At 63.6% G+C, this 14,664-nt stretch carries 16 protein-coding genes and 1 riboswitch; of the genes, 5 read left to right on the top strand and 11 right to left on the bottom strand.

Annotated elements, in window-relative coordinates:
• Window positions 1-31: 31 nt before the first annotated feature.
• Window positions 32-892 carry a LysR family transcriptional regulator gene (locus tag CO664_RS04875; RefSeq protein WP_037415210.1) on the top strand — a complete coding sequence of 287 codons (861 nt, stop codon included), beginning with the start codon at window positions 32-34 and terminating at the stop codon, window positions 890-892.
• A gap of 6 nt (window positions 893-898) precedes the next feature.
• Here CO664_RS04875 and CO664_RS04870 read toward each other — a convergent pair whose 3' ends face one another.
• The gene (locus CO664_RS04870) at window positions 899-2,590 is read right to left on the bottom strand and encodes an alpha/beta-hydrolase family protein (RefSeq protein ID WP_097538048.1); all 1,692 of its coding nucleotides are present in this window, start codon (window positions 2,588-2,590) and stop codon (window positions 899-901) included.
• 126 nt (window positions 2,591-2,716) lie between these two features.
• Entirely contained in the window at window positions 2,717-3,175 is a 459-nt protein-coding gene (locus tag CO664_RS04865; RefSeq protein ID WP_097525283.1) for an Lrp/AsnC family transcriptional regulator, read from the bottom strand.
• Window positions 3,176-3,302: 127 nt separating this feature from the next.
• Here CO664_RS04865 and CO664_RS04860 point away from each other — a divergent pair, with 127 nt between their 5' ends.
• Window positions 3,303-4,586 carry a cystathionine gamma-synthase family protein gene (locus CO664_RS04860; protein ID WP_037415202.1) on the top strand — a complete coding sequence of 428 codons (1,284 nt, stop codon included), beginning with the start codon at window positions 3,303-3,305 and terminating at the stop codon, window positions 4,584-4,586.
• Window positions 4,587-4,612: 26 nt separating this feature from the next.
• Here CO664_RS04860 and CO664_RS04855 read toward each other — a convergent pair whose 3' ends face one another.
• Together CO664_RS04855 and CO664_RS04850 are read right to left on the bottom strand one after the other, a co-directional pair.
• Window positions 4,613-4,963: a VOC family protein gene (locus CO664_RS04855; protein ID WP_097538047.1), complete on the bottom strand. Its 351-nt coding sequence runs from the start codon at window positions 4,961-4,963 to the stop codon at window positions 4,613-4,615.
• Between the two features lie 38 nt (window positions 4,964-5,001).
• Entirely contained in the window at window positions 5,002-5,481 is a 480-nt protein-coding gene (locus CO664_RS04850) for an anthrone oxygenase family protein (protein WP_097525282.1), read from the bottom strand.
• A gap of 178 nt (window positions 5,482-5,659) precedes the next feature.
• Window positions 5,660-5,937: riboswitch (cobalamin riboswitch) on the top strand.
• A 39-nt stretch (window positions 5,938-5,976) separates the two neighbouring features.
• Here CO664_RS04850 and CO664_RS04845 point away from each other — a divergent pair.
• On the top strand, window positions 5,977-6,153 hold the full coding sequence (locus CO664_RS04845) for a CbtB-domain containing protein (RefSeq protein ID WP_097538046.1): 177 nt from the start codon (window positions 5,977-5,979) through the stop codon (window positions 6,151-6,153).
• Between the two features lie 177 nt (window positions 6,154-6,330).
• On the top strand, window positions 6,331-7,116 hold the full coding sequence (locus CO664_RS04840; RefSeq protein WP_037415192.1) for a CbtA family protein: 786 nt from the start codon (window positions 6,331-6,333) through the stop codon (window positions 7,114-7,116).
• A 70-nt stretch (window positions 7,117-7,186) separates the two neighbouring features.
• On the opposite strand, the gene CO664_RS04835 is transcribed toward CO664_RS04840, so the two are convergent.
• Both CO664_RS04835 and CO664_RS04830 read right to left on the bottom strand, forming a co-directional pair.
• On the bottom strand, window positions 7,187-7,984 hold the full coding sequence (locus CO664_RS04835) for a ferric iron reductase (RefSeq protein ID WP_234820092.1): 798 nt from the start codon (window positions 7,982-7,984) through the stop codon (window positions 7,187-7,189).
• Between the two features lie 50 nt (window positions 7,985-8,034).
• Window positions 8,035-9,363, bottom strand: coding sequence for a glucoamylase family protein (locus tag CO664_RS04830; RefSeq protein WP_097538588.1), 1,329 nt, complete (start codon window positions 9,361-9,363; stop codon window positions 8,035-8,037).
• Window positions 9,364-9,604: 241 nt separating this feature from the next.
• Here CO664_RS04830 and CO664_RS04825 point away from each other — a divergent pair, with 241 nt between their 5' ends.
• Window positions 9,605-10,399: a DUF1194 domain-containing protein gene (locus CO664_RS04825; protein WP_037415187.1), complete on the top strand. Its 795-nt coding sequence runs from the start codon at window positions 9,605-9,607 to the stop codon at window positions 10,397-10,399.
• Window positions 10,400-10,515: 116 nt separating this feature from the next.
• Here CO664_RS04825 and CO664_RS04820 read toward each other — a convergent pair whose 3' ends face one another.
• From CO664_RS04820 to CO664_RS04800, 5 genes are all read right to left on the bottom strand, one after another.
• Entirely contained in the window at window positions 10,516-10,749 is a 234-nt protein-coding gene (locus tag CO664_RS04820; protein WP_037415184.1) for a hypothetical protein, read from the bottom strand.
• Window positions 10,750-10,937: 188 nt separating this feature from the next.
• Window positions 10,938-12,176 (bottom strand): YcaO-like family protein, encoded by a 1,239-nt coding sequence (locus CO664_RS04815; protein ID WP_097538045.1) that lies wholly within the window; start codon window positions 12,174-12,176, stop codon window positions 10,938-10,940.
• Window positions 12,139-12,363: a hypothetical protein gene (locus CO664_RS04810; protein ID WP_037415181.1), complete on the bottom strand. Its 225-nt coding sequence runs from the start codon at window positions 12,361-12,363 to the stop codon at window positions 12,139-12,141. The genes CO664_RS04815 and CO664_RS04810 overlap by 38 nt, the downstream gene beginning before the upstream one ends.
• A gap of 20 nt (window positions 12,364-12,383) precedes the next feature.
• Window positions 12,384-14,204, bottom strand: a complete 1,821-nt coding sequence (locus CO664_RS04805; RefSeq protein WP_176536492.1) for an adenylate cyclase — start codon at window positions 14,202-14,204, stop codon at window positions 12,384-12,386.
• Between the two features lie 7 nt (window positions 14,205-14,211).
• Complete coding sequence (locus CO664_RS04800) at window positions 14,212-14,562, bottom strand: helix-turn-helix domain-containing protein (RefSeq protein WP_097538587.1); 351 nt, start codon at window positions 14,560-14,562, stop codon at window positions 14,212-14,214.
• Window positions 14,563-14,664 lie beyond the last annotated feature (102 nt).

The raw sequence follows: 14,664 nt of genomic DNA, 5'->3' as shown, positions 1-14,664 counted from the left end.
GATTGCAGCATGCGTGAGGAGCAGCCCCAAGATGCAAGTCGATCTGATCGAAACCTTTCTGGATCTGATGGAGACGCGGAATTTCAACCGCACCGCCGAGCGGCTGAACATCACCCAGTCGACGGTTTCCCACCGCATCAAGGCGCTCGAGGCCCAGTTCAGCCGCAAGCTCTTTACCCGCAACAAGGGCGGCACGGTCCCGACCGCCTCGGGCCTGCGCTTTCTCGACTATGCGAAGGCCCTGCAGAATCAATGGCATGAGGCAACGCGCGCAGTCGCGAGCGCCGGCGCCTTGGAGCGCTCGATGCGGCTCGGCATCCAGCACGATCTCGCGGAAGCATTTGCCGGCCAATGGGTGGCGGCCATCCGGCGCGAATTGCCTGCAACGGAAATCTATATGGAGGCGGATTACTCGAACCAGATGAATCGCGATCTTGCCGCCGGGGAACTCGACCTGGCGCTTCTCTTTACACCGCATTATTTGCCTGACCTTCATTACGAACGGATCGGCGAACTGCATTACGTGCTGGTCAGCACCGAGGCCGGCGACCTGGCCGGCGTGAAGCCCGAGACCTATATCCGCTCCAGCTATTCGCCCGCCTTCGACCGTGCCCATCGGCTGGCGCTGCCGCACCTCTCGGCTGCCTCGCTCGCCGCCGGGCAGAGCATGGCGATCACCGGGCTGCTGCGCACTCTCGGGGGCGCCGCCTATCTGACAATCGCCACAGCCGAGCGGCTTTCCAACGACGGGGCCGCGGTCGTGGTCGCCGATGCGCCGGTCATCCCGCAGGCCATCTACGCGGCAACGAGCCTTCGCACCCGCCACGCGCACCAGCACCGCAAGATCATCGGCGCGATGGAAGGGCTGCTCGCCAATTCGGCGACGCCGTAATGCAGATCAGAACCTGCCCTTGAACTCCGCCTTCAACCGCGCGACATCCTCTCCCGTCACCCCTTGCGGATCGGTCACCGCCACCCAGGCGTCGATATAATGTTCCGGCGCGTAGACGTGGCCGTAACCGATCGGCGAGGTCGTGGCCAAAGCCATGTCGGCGAGGAGCTGCAGGCCGGTGACGACGGGAAACCAATTCAAGGCCGGAGAAACATCCGGCCCGCGCGGCGCCTTCATCCAGTCCGGCTCGCGGTACAAGGCGTGCGGATCGAAGAAGGTCACCGGATCGCTGGCATATTGCAGATAGACGATCCGCATCGCGCCCCAGTGCGCACCGGGAATATCGAGCGCGTTCTCCTGGTTGGTGAAGCGGATGATGGAACTGTCCCGGTAGCGCGGAAGCCAGGCGGGCGAACCGGCGACGCGGTCCGCCGTTACCGAGCGCCACAGCCCGCTCTGAAACGGCGGGCCGCTCCAGAGCGCACCCTGGAACGGGTCGCTGATGACATCGAAGAGATCGACAGACCCTTGTGAATTCATTGCCCCGAGACTCAATCCATGCAGATAGAGCTTGGGGCGCCGGTCCTTCGGCAGCGTGGTCCAGTAGCGGTAGACCTCGTCGAAGAGCGCGTTCGCCGCATCGGCGCCATAGCCCGGCTCGACGAGCAGCGACAGCCAACTCGTGAGGTAGGAATATTGCACCGCGACGCTCGCAACGTCACCATGCAGCAGATATTCGAGCGGATCGAGCGCTGCCGGATCGATCCAGCCGGTGCCCGTCGGAACGACGACGATCAGCGACTTGCGCTCGAAGCCTCCGGCGCGCTTCAGTTCTTCCAAAGCCAGCTTCGCTCTTTCCGGCGCCGTGTCGGCGGAGTTCAGCCCGACATAGACGCGCACGGGGTTTGACGCCGCGCCGTCGTAGAAGTCGCCGATCTGGGCGCCTGTCGGCCCCGAGGCGACAAACTGCCGCCCCTGCCGCCCAAGCTCGTCCCAGCGCACCAGCGACGCGTCGCTGCCGGTCTTGGCGGGATCGGTCGGGGGCGCGACGTCGGGATCGATCAGCGCATCGAGCTGCTGGAACGAACTGTCGGCGGCACGAAGCGCGAACTCGAAGATCACGCCATTTGCCAGCGACCAAAAGAGCGCGAGGGCGACCAGCCCACCAAGGGCGTTGGCGATCGGTCGCGTCAGGAAAACTTGCAGCCAGCGAGAAAGAACGCTGAAGGTGAACCGGAAGAGCCGTGCCAGGAAGATGAGAGCGGCGAACACCATGGAGGCTATGAGGCCGAGTTTGATGGGCTCGGCGCTTTCGATGGGCTCAAGCCCCATGATGCCACGGACGGTATTTTGCCACCCGGCTGCCTGCCAGAGAAACACGGCAGCTGCCGCTATGCAGACGATGGCGGCAGCGATCTTCAGCGTGCGCGCCCGCCGCGTCGTTGGCTCGGGCAGTTCGAAAAAGGACCAGAGCCAGCGCAGGAATGTCCCGATTGCGTAGCCGGCGGCGAGCGAAGCGCCGGAAATCACCGCCTGAATCAGATAGGGATGAGGAATGAGGCTCGGGGTCAACGAGACCGCGAAAAAGATCACGCCGACAAGCAGGCCGCTCGTCGAAAAGGACCGCAAGAGGTTTGCCAGATAGCGCGGGGCAGGCCGCGTCGCCGTCGACAGGTCCGTCTGTTGAAGGTGTTCCATGGCGGGCCTCCACGCTGCGGCATTGTCACTTTGTCGCCCGATAGCCAAGCGACGCATTGCGGCAATGTCGCCTTCCGCTCCCGCACAGTCAATCGGCACAACCCGACGATGAGCGGCAGTCACGCGCTAGATCCTCCTTTCCTTGATCGTGTTCATCACGAAGCTCGTCTCGATCGAGGCGACGCATTTCAGCCGGGCGATCTTCTCCTTGATGAAGCGCTCATAGTGATCGAGGCCGGAACTCATCACCTTCAGCACGTAGTCGCGCGAGCCGGTGACGAGGTGGCATTCGAGCACCTCGTCCCAGTCGCGGATCGCCTCTTCGAACATGACGATCTCGTCCTCGTGCTGGCGGCTGAGGCGGACCGTGGCGATCGCCGTCATCGTCCAGCCTTCGATGACCGGATCGACGAGCGCCGTATAGCCGCGGATGACGCCGGTTTCCTCCAGACGCCTGATCCGCCTGAGGCAGGGAGACGCAGAAAGGCCGACGCGCTCGGCCAGTTCGTTGTTGGTGATCCGGGCATCGGCGACCAGTTCCTTCAGGATGCGGCGATCCATCTCGTCGGCAATTTTCTGCGTCATCTTGCTGTAACCTCGGCAAAAACTTGCGCTCATCAAAACGAAGTGATCGCAAATAGCAAGGATCAGCCCGGGCGTTTGATATAAATTGGCGGATAGTGGAGTCCGCTAGCGCCCAGGGAGAGAAACCATGACCGCGCCGCATCCGTCGAAGACCCATATCGGCAACCACAAACTGCATCCCGAGACGCTGATGCTGAACTACGGTTACGATCCCGAGCTCTCGGAAGGCGCCGTCAAGCCCCCGGTGTTCCTGACTTCCACCTTCGTGTTCCACTCCGCCGAGGAAGGCCGCGACTTCTTCGATTTCGTCTCGGGACGGCGCGAACCGCCGGCGGGCGTCGGTGCCGGGCTCGTCTATTCCCGTTTCAATCACCCGAACAGCGAGATCGTCGAGGATCGGCTTGCCATATACGAACGCGCCGAGGCCGGCGCGCTCTTCTCCTCCGGCATGTCGGCAATCGCCACGACCCTGCTTGCCTTCGTGCGGCCCGGCGACGCAATCCTGCATTCACAGCCGCTATACGGCGGCACCGAGACGCTGCTCGCCAAGACCTTTCTCAATCTCGGCATCCACGCAGTCGGCTTTGCCGACGGCGTCGATGAAGCGGCCGTCAGCGCCGCCGCCGAGGAGGCCATGAGCAGGGGCCGGGTCGCCGCGGTCCTCGTCGAAACGCCGGCCAATCCCACCAACAGCCTCGTCGACGTCGCGATGATCCGCCGCATTGCCGAAAAGATCGGCGAAAGACAGGGGCAAAGGCCGATCGTCGCCTGCGACAACACCCTGCTCGGCCCGGTCTTCCAGCACCCGATCGACCACGGCGCGGACCTGTCGCTCTATTCGCTCACCAAGTATGTCGGCGGCCACTCCGACCTGATCGCCGGCGCCGTGCTCGGCTCGAAGGCGCTGATCAAACAGGTGAAGGCGCTGCGCGGCTCGATCGGCACGCAGCTCGACCCGCATTCCTGCTGGATGCTCGGCCGGTCGCTCGAAACGCTGTCGGTCCGGATGGAGAAGGCGAACGAGAATGCCCGGATCGTCGCCGAGTTCCTGCGCGACCACCCGAAGGTCGAAGGGATCCACTATCTGCCCTTCCACGACGAAGCCTCGCCGGTCGGGAGGACCTTTGCCGCGCAATGCACCGGCGCCGGCTCGACCTTCTCCTTCGACATCGCCGGCGGCCAGGAGGCAGCCTTCCGTTTCTTGAACGCCCTGCAGATCTTCAAGCTCGCCGTCAGCCTCGGGGGCACGGAATCGCTTGCGAGCCACCCGGCGGCGATGACTCATTCGGGCGTGCCGATCGAGGTGCGGCGCCGGATCGGCGTGCTCGAATCGACTATCCGCCTGTCGATCGGCATCGAGCACCCGGACGACCTCGTCGCCGACGTCGCGAACGCTCTGACGACCGTCTGATCCATTGAGCGGGGGCCGTCCCCCGATCAATGCGTCAGAATATTGACTACGTTGCCGAACGGATCGCGCACGAAGAAGCGTCGCACACCCGAGGGTTCGTCAGTGATGTCATAGACGATTTCGATGCCGGCCGCCTTCGCGCGCCGATAGACTTCGTCGACATCGTCCACCTCGATCGAGAGCGCCGGCACCGGCGTTCCCGATCCGCCTTCAATGGCAAAGCTGACCTGCGGCATTGCCGATCCGCCTTCCGCCGCAAAGGTGACCAGCCAGCCGTGATCCATCACCACGTTGAGGCCAAGCAGATCCGTATAGAAACTGCGCGCGCGTTGCGGATCGGATACTTGAAGATTGGGCACGATGCGTCGGACTGCCATTGGATCCTCCCCAGTTTCATCGTCCTCTTTCCTAGGCTTCAGCCGCGTTGAAAGCCAAGCGTGAAAAGGGCGAGCGAAGCTATCGAAGCGATCGTGCGGACATGGTTCCACCAGACCCAATCGGTCAAGTAGCGCTGCTGCCAGACTTCGGTGGCGGCCTCGACCGAAGTGGCATTCGCCAGCGCGTTGTTGAGCGGAACGTTAAAGACCATCGTCACCGCGAATGTGCCGGCGAGGTAGACGAGTCCGCCCGCCGCCAGGAGATAGCTCCCCTCCCCGCCCCAGATGAAAGCGGCAGCTATGAGGATCACGCCGAGCAGCGCCGTGCCCATGAAGGCGGCGAAGAACAACGGATTCTGGATCACGACGTTGATCGCGTTCATGGCAGCAACGCCCTGCTCCGCCGGCAATCGCCGCAGCGCCTGCATGATGCAGACGGAAAAGACGAAGAAGAGCCCGGCCATAAGTCCGGATCCGATGACGGCGGCAAAGGACAGGGCAGGAACAAGGGCAAGCATCGCACGGACCCCGGGTCGATCGTGCGGCCTGCGGCCGCACGCGCTGCCCAAGAGATAACCGACCAATGCGATATAGTCATCAGGAGTTGTTCCCCATGTGGCGGGCAACGCGAAATGCGCGCAACCCTCTCCTCCACTTTCCACCGCGGCGCGATTGACATCATTGGCGGCCACACCTAATCATCGCTGATCGGTTGGTTCCCGGAATGCGAACGTGTTTCGGGAGTAAACGGGAATGTGACGGATGGACCCAAGCTGGGCATCTCAATCACTGCCGACCCCGCGACTGTAGAGCAGCGTGAATTTGCCGTTCCGGAGCAATCCGGAAGAAGCCACTGGAACAGCCGCGAGAGGGCGGTTCGGTTCTGGGAAGGCGAGGCAAATCCTTGGTGACTAGGCTAGCCTGGGCACCTGACGCTGCGAGCCAGGAAACCTGCCAAGCGATACGGGCATAGTGCCCAAGGGGAATATCCCATTGCCATCACGGAGGTTGTCATGGCTACGTCTAAAGTTTCGAGCATTCCGCTCTCCCTCAGCGACCGTCTGACCGCGGGCATCATCGCCCTCATGATCGGTGGCTTCCTCGTTTTCGGTGCCGGCCTGGCGAATTCGGCCGTGCTGCACGACACGGCACACGACACGCGCCATTCCTACGGCTTCCCCTGCCACTAAGCGAAGTCATGGAGCGCCTGCCGCGTTCCACACCAAACGATACAACAATCGACCCTCCGGTGCTCGGAGCGCGCGTCGTGCGTCTGGCACGCGCCCGCGCCTTCAAGCGCCGGCTTGCGTCGATGGAATCGGGCCGGCTTACCGCAAGGCGGCCACGCCCGCTGAGGAAAATCGACAATGATCGTCAAGACACTTCTGGCCGCGGTCGTGGCCGGGCTGATCGCCGGCGTCTTCATGACCGGCGCCCAGGAATTGCGGGTCACGCCGCTTATCCTGCATGCGGAAGAATTCGAGGGCGAAGCGCCGGCTGCAACCGGGCAGCCCGCCGGCGAGCAGCCGGCCACGGATCATCAGCAGCATTCGTCGCTGAAAGGATCCCAGATGTTAGGCGAGATGCTCGCAGCACTTTCGCCGGTCACCCCCGCCTATGCCCATGAGGGCGAAGAACACGAGGAAGGCGGCATCATGTTCGGCATGAGCCGCTTTTCCGGCACGCTTGCCGCCAATCTGGTCACCGGCGCCGGCTTCTCGTTGCTGCTTGCAGGCATCAGCCTGATGATCGGCTACCCGATCACGCTTGCCAATGGCGCGCTCTGGGGCGCCTTCGGCTGGCTCGCCGTGCACCTGCTTCCGGCCGTAGGCCTGCCGCCGGAACTGCCGGGCTTTCCGGCGGCCGAGCTTGGCGACCGGCAGCTCTGGTGGGGGGCGACGGTGCTACTCTCGGCCGTGGGACTCTATCTGCTGGCACTCCGCCCGGAAATCGTCGCCAAGCTCGCGGGTCTCGTCCTAGTCGCCGCTCCCCATCTTTATGGTGCGCCGCAGCCGCTCGACATTTCCAGCAACGTGCCGGCTGTGCTCGGCGCCGAGTTCGCCGTCGCCGCGCTTGCGACGACGCTCGCCTTCTGGCTGGTGCTCGGCATCGTCTCCGGTTTCATCAACGACCGGTTTCTCCGGGCGCACTAACCGGCCCCCGCGCCTTCGCCGCTTGTCCTCTCCCCGCCTGCGGGCAGCACGCGGGGAGAAGGCAAGGGTCTCATTTGCTATCGAGCAGGTGGGCCCGCAGCATCTCTCGTCGAAGCTCGGGCTCGAGCAGCACGCAGGTGTCGCAGAAGCTGCCGCCCTCGGCACGATAGAAAAGGCAACAGCCGCCGCGGATCCGGTAGGTCCTGGAGCGAAGCTCTCCCCCACTGCCGGAGGCCGCTTCGATCTTTTCGTAGTGAAGCTGCCGCGAGGCAAGCGGCGAGTGGGCCTTTTTGACGATCGCCAGCGCCTGCCCCGTCGCCCTGTCCTCCCGTTGCCGCCGCCGCCCGATCTCCAGGAAAGCGCCGGCGAGACTGTCCGCGGCCAACCGCCATTGCGCGCGCGCTGACAGGCCGCAGCGGCGTTTCAGCAGCGCGATCACCGGCTTCAGATGCGCAACGAAGGCATCGTGAAAGCGTCGAGTCGGCTCGTCCGGCTCGATCTCACTCTCGCTCCGCGGAAGGTCGACGAGGAAATGAAAGCGGCCGGCCACAAGCGACCTCCCGTCGCGGGCACGCAAATAGGTTTCGAAACGCAGGCCCGCGACCACCGGAACAAGGCCGCTCACAAGATAGATCGCGCCCGCCGCAAGGCTCAGCTGATGGCTGTAGAAGGCGACCAGGTGCGCCGCTCGAATCTTATCGTCCATGCCGGACGCGAAACGGTCCTGATAGGCCAGGCAGGTCTCGAGGTTTGCCGGCTTCGACCAGAAAGCGTCTGGCGATTGGAAATGTGCGTCAGAGGTCGCGACCGAACAGGCGACCTCCGGAATGGAGGCCGCCAGCCATTCGATCGCGGCAGCCGCCTCCATGACCGCTCTGCTTTCCCGCTGCCGATGCCCCTGCCCCATGCTCCGTCCCATCAAGCCGCGCCGGGTGTCAGCCAGCCCCCTTCGAATCCAGCCCTTTTCAGCCCCCGGCTGAAGTCCGGGATACTGCGCGTCAGTTCCCAGATGAGGCCGCTTCTCCAGTTCTCGATCATCATGACGGACAGCCCCTGGTCAAGCCCGACAATCCTGTCGTCGACCCAGCCCTCGCGCCCTGCGCCCGGCAGGCTCGGATTGAAGCCGCCGGGAAGGCGGCCGTCGCGAAGCAGTGCCGGATAATGCGCGAGCAGATGCGAAAGGCTATCCAGGCAGTCGTCCGGTGCGAAGGGCAGTCCGGCAAGCGGAGCCCAAGGGACCAGGGTCCCGTCATCGGCGCCGAACGGAGCGCCTCGTGCCGCATAGCCCAGAAGCCTCTGCCGCCGGCCGTCACGCAGCCGCATCCAGCCCTTCGGCGCATGGCAGGCGCTGAAGCCCCAGAGGTTGCGGCAATAGCCGGAAAAGCCATGAGGATTCTCTTCCGCATGCGCCCGCTGAAGCGCGATCGCTCGGCAGCTGTTCGCGAAATAGTCGCTGCTTGCCGCCCGCATTCCCGTATCGCCTATGCCTCGGAAGTCGATCCAGGCATGGGGAAAGAGGTGGATGAACAACGCGCCCGCGTGCAGGTGCGACATCCCGCCAATCGTCAGCCATTCATGTGCCACCGAATAGGCGCCGTAGTTCTCCGGCGCAATGGGTAGGCTAGTGGAGCCTAGCGCCAGGACATAGAGGAGCAGCGCCTCGCTATAGCCGCGCCAACGGTGCTTCAGGAAACGCCCCGGCGGCCTCCAGCCCATCGTCAGAGTATCGCCGCGGTTGAGCGCCCAGGCCCAATCCGCCCGCTCATATAGTCGCGCTGCAAGACTGCGGATTTCCGTTTCGTTCGGATCTGGCCCCGAGAAATAGGCCGCGGCCGTCAGTGCGCCGGCCAGAAGCAGCGCCGTGTCGATGGTCGAGAGTTCGCTGTTCCAGGCGCGCTCGCCCGTTCGCATGTCCAGAAAATGAAAGTAGAAGCCGCGGTATCCCGTTGCGAGCCTATCGCTCCCCTGCCGGCTGCCATCAAGAAAGCGCAAGGTCGTGAGTACGCGGTGACCTGCATCCTCCCGCCGCATCCAACCGCGCTCGACGGCGACCGGATAGCAGGACAGTCCGAAGCCGGTGGCCGCGATACTCGATGGCGACCCCGCCCGCGAGGTGTCGGCGACGAGCCCCGTTCGCGCATCGGTGTAATCAAGGAAATACTCAAAGGCGGCGCGTTGCAGCCGATCGGCGAGGGCGATGTTCTCCGGCGGGAAATGAAGCATGGCGAGGTTCTGTTGGACGATCATGGCCAGATTGGGTGCAAGCGGCGCCGGCGACAGCGTTGGAAGATGCGAATTGGCCCCTTTTTTCAAAGTGACCGTTCGAGCCGCTTCCCTCTCTCAGACGCCAATCAAATAATATTGAGATCGCGGCCGACCGGGACAGTCGCCGATTTGCAATCCTGTGGTACATTCTGTTTTGAAGCTCGACGGTTTTGAGACGCGGGCTCGGAAGTCCGACTGTAGATCATGACGATTGGCGGATGCGATGTTGAGCATGCTGGCATTGATCATGGCGCTCAGTGGCAGCCCGATGCAGACGGCCGCCACGCCCCCGAATGTCGATGTGGAGCTGGTTCTCGCTGTCGACATGTCCGGCTCGATGGACATGGAGGAAGCGCGGGTGCAGCGTTCCGGCTATGTGCAGGCGCTTAGGCATCCGGATTTCATCAACGCGGTAAAGGGGGGATATCTCGGCCGCATTGCCATCGGCTATTTCGAATGGGCGGGCATGGTGAACGAGGCTTCTGTCGTCACGTGGCAGGTGATCGAAGGTGCCGAGGATGCCGAAGCCTTCGCGGCCAAGCTCGAGGCCCGGCCGATCGGAACGCGGCGCGGCACCTCGATTTCGAACGCGATCATCTTCGGCACGAGTCTGATCGATACCAATGCCTTTTCGGGCGTGCGCCGCGTCATCGACATTTCCGGCGATGGCCCCAACAATACCGGGCCGCCCGTCGCCCCTGCCCGCAACGACGCGGTTGCGCGAGGCATTGTCATCAACGGTCTCTCGATCCTGATCCGCCCGTCCGTGTCGACCGGTCCGCTCGATCAGTATTATGCGGAATGCGTGATCGGCGGGCCCGGCTCCTTCGTTCTTCCGGTGCACGAGGCAGAGGATTTCGCAATCGCCATCCGTCAGAAGCTGATCCTCGAGGTGAGCGGGGTGGCGCCTCCCCTTAGGCTCAGCTTCGCTGCGACCGAGACGGCAACGGATTGCATGATCGGTGAAAAGCTACGGCCAGGCTTTCTCGACAGGGTCTATCCGGAACTCGACCGGTAAGCCTTTGGCTGAAAGACTCTGCCGCGCCGCGGAGGCGGCGCTGCTGGATCCCTGTGACAAGCACAAGGATTGGGGCGCGAAAATATGACCGGCGCTATAAGCACAGCCCGGGGCGCTCACTGCAGCAGGCGAACGCCGCCGGCGAAATCGGCTCCTGCGGCTGCGAACTCACGCCGATCGCGCAGTTCGCTGGTGACAGCCTGAAGCGCCATGTCGATGCAATATTCCAGCGCCTGCGCGTCCAAGGCGCGGGCGCTGTCGCGGATATGGGCCAGCATTCTGGCAATGCTCGCAAGTTCCGCTTCATGGTCCGCCGCTGCCGAAATAGAGTTAGTCATCCGAACCCCCATAGCCTGCACTACCCTCGCGAAGGGACTATAAAGGAATTTCCCGTTCGCGCGCGTTGCACGAGCGTTGCACACCCTTCAGTGGTGTTACGCGCCAGTTTCGCCAATCCGCGCCGGGGTAATTTACGCGCGCTCGCCTGCCTCTTGCAGTTCCATTTGGCACAGGAAGCTCCGGGCGCGGCCGCACCGCCTCACGACGAAATCGCCCTCGACAGCGCACGCGACCCGAAGCGGCGCGCCCGCTCGCCGTCGGGACTCTCAAGGTCCGGCACGAGCACTTTGACGACAGCGAAGGGCAGATCGTCACGAGAGAGCGTGACCGCGATGACAGACCGCACACCCGCCTTCTTCACACAGGAGATCGTGTAGCTTAGCAATTCCTCGACAGGCGTGACCGTGTGGGCGACCGGTGTCGTCATCGGCCGCGGCGTTGCGAGAAAGGCGCGCCGCGTCGACTCCGGCAAGGGCCGGCTGAAGGTCTCGGGGTAAACGTCGTCGCGAGCGCCGCCGATATAGGTGAGCCGCGACTGCGCTGCCTCCGTCACCGCGCGGATCGCAGCCCGGACGGCGGACGGATGCGCGCCGCAACCGCTCGTGACCTCGACGAAGCGGAGATTTCCGGCAGTCGCCGTGCCGCGCGGGCCGAGCAGCGCCAGCAAGCACGGAATGCCGGTGTCGCTGGTGATGTCGAAAAGCCGCAACTCGAGCTCCGCCGCCTCGATGCGGCCGATGAGCGCGTCGAGGGCCGGGTCGTCAAGATCCTCCGGGGCCACGCATGCCCGGTGGCGGGCCTCCTCGCCGGAGACGCGCCACAAGACATGCGCGTCACGCTCGACCCGCTCGAGCAAGCCATGCAGGATTGCCTCCGGCATGGTGTTGCCCGATGCCAGCCCATCCGACGACATCCAGAAACGCGAAGGCCTCGTGCGATCGAGGCGCACCGCTTCGAGCGGGACGAGGACCTCGTGGCCGGAGATCAGATCGGTGCCGCCGGCCCATTCGATCGCCTCGTCCTGCCGGATATCGTCCCACCCCGCCGCGATCAGCGCGCCGAGGCTATCGTACGCCCGGCCGGAGGCACGCAGATTGTCGGGCGTCTCCACGACCACCTCGACGTCCGGCTCGCCGGCGACTGCCCGCTCAAGCGCCTCCATGACCGCGGATGCACGCGCCTCCGCATCCGTCCGCCCCTTGCCCTGCGCGACGACGATCGACTGCGAGTTCGGCGTATAGGCGCACCAGACCGGGATCCCGATCTTGTCGAGCCCCGTGTGCCGGGCGACCCTCGTCACGCCGAAGGCGGCGAGACAGGGTCGAACGCGATGAAAAGTTTCGTCCGGCGTGCATACCCTGTCGGAATAGCCATCCCCAAGGTTCGCCAAACCGTCGATATCAGGTTCGGTCGCCGTCAAAGTGGCCCGCAAAGACATCATCGACTGACGATACGGCGACCGCGAGATCGACATTCTTGGCGATGACGGCGCCCGGCTTTCGGAACCCGTTCACGACCGCTAGATCGCCCGTCACCGAGTTAAGCGGCGTGACTGTTCGGTTTCCAAGATCTGCCACCCAAAGGCCCGACTCCCCCGGAATCCCGATCACAACGACTTTGGCCATATTTCCCCCTTAAGCCCCTGTTAAAAACCCGCCTTCTTCAGCCCTTCTCGATAAAGATCTTTCTGCCATTGCTCCTTCATCGGAACGACGGCCAACCATTTGTCCAAGTCGAAAGACGGGTTTGCCTTCAAAGCCCGCATCCTGTGCTGCCGCGCCTTCTTTCGGTCGCCAAGCATCGCCCAACTTGCAGCGACGATTCTGTCAGCCGGCGTCTTGTCCTTCATCCTTTGAACGAAACCGATGCAGTCCTCGTACTGTCCTAGGAAATAGCTGGCACCCGCGGCACTCCACAGATAGGCATCCGGTGCTAGTGGATTGAGCGCCAGCGCCTTACCGAGCTTGTCAAGAGCTTCGGCCGGACGCGCGACGTGGACCAGCGTATCCGCGTGGCTGTAAAGAACGTCGGCATAGTGCGGGCTCAACTGCTCTGCCCGGTCGAGGGAATCAAGGCTTTCGTCCAGATCGCCTTGGTAGAGTTTTACGACCCCTGCTTCGCGGTGAGCCGCAGGGAGATGATCGTTGCTCGCAATGGCGTCCTTCACATGGCGCTCCGCTGTCGAAAGGAGCTCATTGTCGCCGCGGGCGGTTAGAAGCCATTCATTGACGTAGGTTCGGGCAATGCCGCTCAGCGCCGGTGCAAAGTCCTGCCTATACTTCAATGCCTCGCGGAAATCGCGGCGCGCCCTGCGAACATCTGGGAGGCCGAGTCCGGAAAGATGTCGCAATCCCCCGAGATAGGCATAGTAAGCCTCCGGATGCGTCACGAAATCGAAGTGGTCTGCCTGTCTCGTCTCCACCTGCTCTGTCACCGCCCGGGCAACATGGTAAGCGATATCCTGCCGCTGCTTGACGAGGCCCGCGGGCGAGATTGGAAAGCGATCGGCCCAGACGATCTGGTCGGTGGGCAGGAAAATGAGCTGCGTGAAGAGCCCCTGGTCCGACATGCGGCAATCGAGCGCGTAGGTGACGCCGTGCCGCTCGAGAAACGCCGCCTTGTCCGCCGCTTCTCGGATGCGCTCGGCGGTATAGGGTGCGACGACCGTCATCGACCTCAGCGAACAGAGCCCGATCGTTATGTCCTCGATCACCGCCACGCTGACCGCATGAAGCATCGGATCGCTACCGAAGGCGGCCGGCGGAAGCAGCGCGACACGCGGCAAGCGCACGGTTTCCGACCCACCCGCTTGCGTCCCCCATTCAGAGAATTCGGCTTGCTGCAAAGTTGCTGCGCTCGGAGTTCTGATACTTAGAAACTGACCGTGGCTTACGCGCTGGAGGATCTCGCGAACGGCTCCATCCGAGGGGTCGAGCTCCAGCAGATGCGCACAGGCGGCGCGCAACGTCGGCCGGTCCGCGGACCGTCGTTCCACATCGATGAGTGCGCTCCGCAGTACCTCCGTGAAGCTGCGTCGCTTTTCCATCGCCCAGTCCGCGTAGCGTCCGGGCGGCAGATCCGCCGAAGACAGGAACGTATCGCGCCAGAGCGAAAGGCCGTTGCGGAAGCTCTCTTCGGAGCCGTCTAACTCCTCGAAGCCGGAGACATCGCAGGAGATCGGCCCCAACGCCACCTCCGTCTCCGTGGCAGACAGAACCGCACCGGCGGGCGTCACCAGGTGTTGCATGCGCCACAAGGTCGAGCGCAGGTTCTTGAACGCGACGCTTTTTTCCCTGTCCGGCCAGACCATGGTCGCGAGCTTGTCGCGGGTCGCGACTTTTTGCCCGGACGCCGAGAGATAGGCGAGGATCAACAGGCCGCGCTCGGGACACGCGACAGCGCCGCCGGCCGCATCGCTCAGCCGCAATTCGCCGAAGGTCCTGAGGTGATAGCCAGCCCCCGTCAAGACCACCTCAACCGACCGATAGAACCAAGGTCCTGCCGCCCCAGAGACCGGGCCGGATAATACGCCACCGCCTGACGATCCGCGATCGGAAAACCATCGATGTGCTCACGTCCTTCCCTCCATCCGTCGCCCCCAGCGCATCCTCGAAGAAAAAAGAAAAATGCACCTGCAGAACGTCCGCCATCGTCAGCAACTGGGTCGCGCACACGCGGCCTGTCCCCTGTTCGTAGCTTCGGACTTGCGCTACCGACACACCGAGCGCCGCGCCGAAATTCTTCTCGTCCATTCTCAATCCCTCGCGGCGCATTCGGATACGTTGGCCGACGAAAGCGTCAACTGCATTGGCCTGATCGGGCACTTTTCGCCTCCGCGCGAGCTGGCTGAGCTGCTTATTTTCAAGGATGCTTGAAAAGCGGAAGCGATGCAACTCGGGGCTTCGCGTGATGCACAAGGTTCTCGT

The organism is Sinorhizobium sp. NG07B, from assembly GCF_002532005.1.
GTDB classification, from domain to species: domain Bacteria; phylum Pseudomonadota; class Alphaproteobacteria; order Rhizobiales; family Rhizobiaceae; genus Sinorhizobium; species Sinorhizobium fredii_C.
This window is presented reverse-complemented; position numbering and strand designations above follow the sequence as displayed.